At 72.1% G+C, this 4,311-nt stretch carries 2 protein-coding genes; both read right to left on the reverse strand.

What is annotated here, in order from left to right; genetic code table 11:
- Positions 1-2,316 (reverse strand): M4 family metallopeptidase (locus ACWEBX_RS37620; protein WP_451889229.1); only part of this gene is annotated, 2,316 nt, incomplete at its 3' end.
- A 408-nt stretch (positions 2,317-2,724) separates the two neighbouring features.
- Entirely contained in the window at positions 2,725-4,236 is a 1,512-nt protein-coding gene (locus ACWEBX_RS37625) for an MFS transporter (RefSeq protein ID WP_451889230.1), read from the reverse strand.
- Between the last annotated feature and the right edge of the window lie 75 nt (positions 4,237-4,311).

Genomic DNA, 4,311 nt, shown 5'->3' on the forward strand with positions numbered 1-4,311 from the left:
GTGAACAGCTACAGCTACCACGGCAGCGTCGACGAGTCGCTGATCGTCGTCGGCCCGGACGGCCACGGCACCGCCCGCCCCGGAAACGTCGGCGCGCAGCTTCCAGGTGCCGTCGACCGGCTGCGCGGAGGCGTCCACCGTGAACGTCTGGTCCACGTTGTCGGCCGAGCCCCCGCTGCGGTTCAGCAGGGAGTACACGGTTCCGTCGGGGCCGACCAGATCGACCGTCAGATCACCGCGGTAGGTGTGGACGATGTTGACGTAGACCTCGGTGGTCGCCGAGGCGTTGCCCGGCCGGCCCGTGATCGTGATGGGCGACTCGACCGCGGGACCCACGTCGGGAATGTCCACGCGTGTGCTGTTGGCGTAGACGTACGCGATCCGCCAGTGGAAGGCCACCGACACGGCCGCGCCCGTGCTGTCGGTCACCGTGACCGTCGTGTCGCTGGTCCCCGGCGTGACGGGGGTCCCGGAGATCAGTCCGGTGTCACCGATGGACAGGCCCTCGGGCAGCCCGGTGGCCGTGTAGGTCAGGCTCGCGCCGGTGTTGGTGGTGTAGGCGTCCACCTGGAGGGAGACCTCCTGGCCGACCCCGGACGTCTGGTCGGTGACGGGGGCGATGTTGACCCCGAGGGCGATACGGTCGCCGACGTTGATGGCCGCCCAGGCGTCGGCGACGGCGAGATACGTGGGGCTGTAGGCCCCGTAGAGGTCGCCCGCGGCCCGCAGCGTGGCGGTCCTGGCACCGGCATAGTCGGTCGAGGACGTCATGTAGGTCGTCAGCGCGCGGTACCAGATCCCGGCGGCGTTCTCGATGCCGATGCCGGTCACGGGCAGACCGTCATGGGTCGGGCTGTCGTACGACACTCCGTTGACGGTCTTCGCGCCGCTCCCCTCGGAGAGCAGATAGAAGAAGTGGTTCGCCGGCCCCGAGGAGTAGTGGACGTCGATTCCGCCCAGCGAGGAGTCCCAGTAGTCGCGGGAGGAACCGTCCTTGGAGGGCTTGTCCATGTAGCGCAGCGGCGCGCCGGTGCCGCGGATGTCGATCTTCTCGCCGACCAGGTAGTCGGGCACGTCGGCCGCGAGGTTCTCGTGGAACTCCACGGCCGCGGCGAAGATGTCCGACGTCGCCTCGTTGAGACCGCCGGACTCTCCCGCGTAGGTGAGGCCCGCGGTGGCCGCGGTCACGCCGTGGCTCATCTCGTGGGCGGCGACGTCGAGGGCGGTCAGGGGGTGCGTGTTGCTCGCGCCGTCGCCGTAGGTCATGCAGAAGCAACTGTCCTGCCAGAAGGCGTTGACGTAGTTGTTGCCGTAGTGGGCCCGACTGTAGGCGGCGACCCCGTCGTTGCGGATCCCGTTGCGGCCGAAGACCTGCTTGTAGTAGTCCCAGGTCGCCGCCGCTCCGTAGGCGACGTCGACACCCGCGGTCTGCCGGTCGCTCTGGGCTCCGCTGCCCCAGACATCGTTGTCGTCCGTGAACAGGGTTCCGGTGCCCGAGGTCCCCTGGTTGAGGTCGTAGGTGCGATGGCCGGCGCGGTCGCCGTCGACCAGTTGGTACGACGACCCGGACGGGGTGGTGGAGAGCGGCACCGCGCCCACGTACTGGCCCGTCCCCGTGCCCGTCTCGACAGCCTCGTACCGGGAGGCGACCTTGCCGTTGGACGCGTCGGTGATGACGTGCAGTTCACTCGGCGTGCCGTCGCGCTGGACGCCGTCGACCACCGCTTCCCAGGCGAGGACCGGGCGGGTGCCCGCGGCCCAGACGACGAGCCGGGGCGCTCCGTCGGCACGCGATCGCGTGACGGCCGCCTTCCGGCTCAGCGCGAGGGCCTTCGCCGCGGCGACGCCGGCGGGAATCCTCGGCCTGACGCTCGGCACGGCGACGGCGGCCCGGCTCGCCTCGGACACGGTGCTCCGGCCGCTCTTCAGGTGCACGACCAGGTCACCGCCGAGCACCGGCAGTCCCGCGTAGGTGCGCTCGTAGCGCGTATGGGTCGTACCGTCGCCGTCCTGGGCTACGTCCTTGACGACGAGTTTCTCGCGGGCACCGAGGCCGAGGCGCTCGGCGGTGGCGCTCGCCGCCGCTCCCGCGCTCTTGACCAGCGCGGCACGCCGGGCGGGCGACAGCGGGACCTGGCGGGCACCGGACCGGGGTTCGGCGGCGATCCGGGCACCGGCCTTGGCAGGCACGGGATCGGCGGAGGCCGCGGACGCCGGAGCCGGCCCGACGGCGAGCGCCAGTAACGAGCTCGCGGCGGTGAGGGCGAGGACGGCGGCGCGTCTGCACCGAGGGGCGGAAGGGGGTTGCCGGTTCAAGGTCATCTCCATCTGCGAGGGGGGTGGCCCGGGCGGCCCGGCCGTCGGGTACGGCCGGTCCGTGGAGAGCCGGGCGGGAAGCGACGCCGCAGCGACTGCCGCACGAAGGCGCTCGCGGAGTCGGCGGCGCGTGAATCGTCGGGGTGCGGATGCGCTGGAAGGGGGCGATGTGGAGGGGATGAGCCGGAGGGAATGAGGTCACTGGTGCGTGTACGAAGCGTGCATGGTCGACAGCAGAGTGACATCCATCTGATGACCTTGTCATGGAGCGGACAAGACTTCGGCTTGAACTGGCCATTACCTACTGCGAGTTCATCCGCCCGTCACACCTTTTCGGCCGCTGTGCGGTGGCTGTGAACAGGGCCGACGTCCCGGGCTTCCACACGGCCGGTTTCCGCCGTGCGCGTCTCAGGGGTGACTCACGTGGGTGTGTTCGTGCGGCGTCTCGGAAGGGCTGCCCGGCGACCGGGGCCCGTGGTCGCGCAGCCAGTCGTGAACCGCCAGGGCGAGGGCGCACAGGATACCCACGATCCCGGAGCCGACGGCGATCACCAGGGCCGAGCGGAAGTCGTGCCGTCCCGTGCCGAGCACCATGTAGAAGAGTCCCGGCAGCGCCGCCGTACCGACGGCGCCGCCCAGCCGCTGGGCCGTCTGCAAGGCGCCGCCGGCCGCGCCCGCCATCCGCACCGGCACATCCCGGAGCGTCATCGTGACGTTCGGCGAGATGACGCATCCGCTGCCCAGCCCGCCGAGGAGGAGGGCCGGCGCCGCGTACCACACGGCATGGTCCCCGGGAGCGAGGCGCAGGATCAGCACGGCACCGCCGAGACCCAGGGCGACGGCGGTGAGGCCGCAGACGGTCAGCAGCCGGCCCAGCCGCTCGACGAGCCGTCCGGCCACCACGGCCGCCGCGGCGGAACCGATGGCGAAGGGTGTCACCGCGAGCCCCGAGCGCAGCGGGGAGAAGCCCTGGCCGTTCTGGAAGTACAGCGCGAACACCAGCCACACCCCGCTGAACCCCACGAAGTACAGGGCGGCGATGGCCGCTCCGGCGGCATAGCCTCGCGTGCTCGTCACCAGGCGCGGATCCAGGAGCGGCTGCCCGTCGGCCGCCGTCAGCCGCCGCTCCCACCAGGCGAACACCGCGAGAAGGCCCAGCCCCGCCAGGAAGAGCCACCACAGCCTTCGTACGCCGCCGGACTCGGCCAGGATCAGGGGAAGCATCAGCGCGAGCACCCCGCTGCCGAGCAGCAGGACGCCTCGCAGATCGAGCCGTTCCCGGCGGCGCGGAGCGACCTTGGGCAGCAGCCGCAGGCCCAGCAGGAAGGCGACGGCGCCCACCGGCACGTTCACGTAGAAGATCCAGCGCCAGCCCTGGGGCCCGCCGGCGAGCATCAGGATCAGGCCGCCGATGACGGGGCCCACCGCGCTGGAGATGCCGACGGTCGCGCCGAAGAGCCCGAACGCCCGCCCCCGCTCGGCTCCCCGGAACATCTGCTGGATGAGGGCGGAGTTCTGCGGCGCCAGGCACCCGGCGGCCACGCCCTGGGCGAGTCGCGCGACGACGAGGAGGGTGATCGTCGGCGCGGCGCCGGCCGCGGCACTGCACAGGACGAAGGCGGCCAGGGCCAGGAGGAAGATCCGCCGTCGGCCGATCGCGTCGCCCAGCCGTCCGGCCGTCACGAGAACCAGGGCGAAGGTGAGGGCGTAGCCGGAGACGACCCACTGGATCGACGGGGCGGAGGCGTGCAGGGCGCGCTGCATGGAGGGCAGGGCGACGGCGACGATGGTGACGTCGAGCAGGCTCATGAACCCGGCCGTCAGGGTGACCCACAGGGCGCGCCAGCGCCGCGGATCGGCCCCCTCGGCCGGCCCCCGCGCGCGGCCCCCTCGTCCGTCTGCCTGCGCGTCCGGTTCCACGCCGGGGACTCCTCTCCGCCGCCCCCACCATCTTCGGCCTGCGGGGGCGTGGGGCAACACGAGGTCGGGGGGCGC

This window comes from Streptomyces sp. NPDC005070 (genome assembly GCF_053600395.1).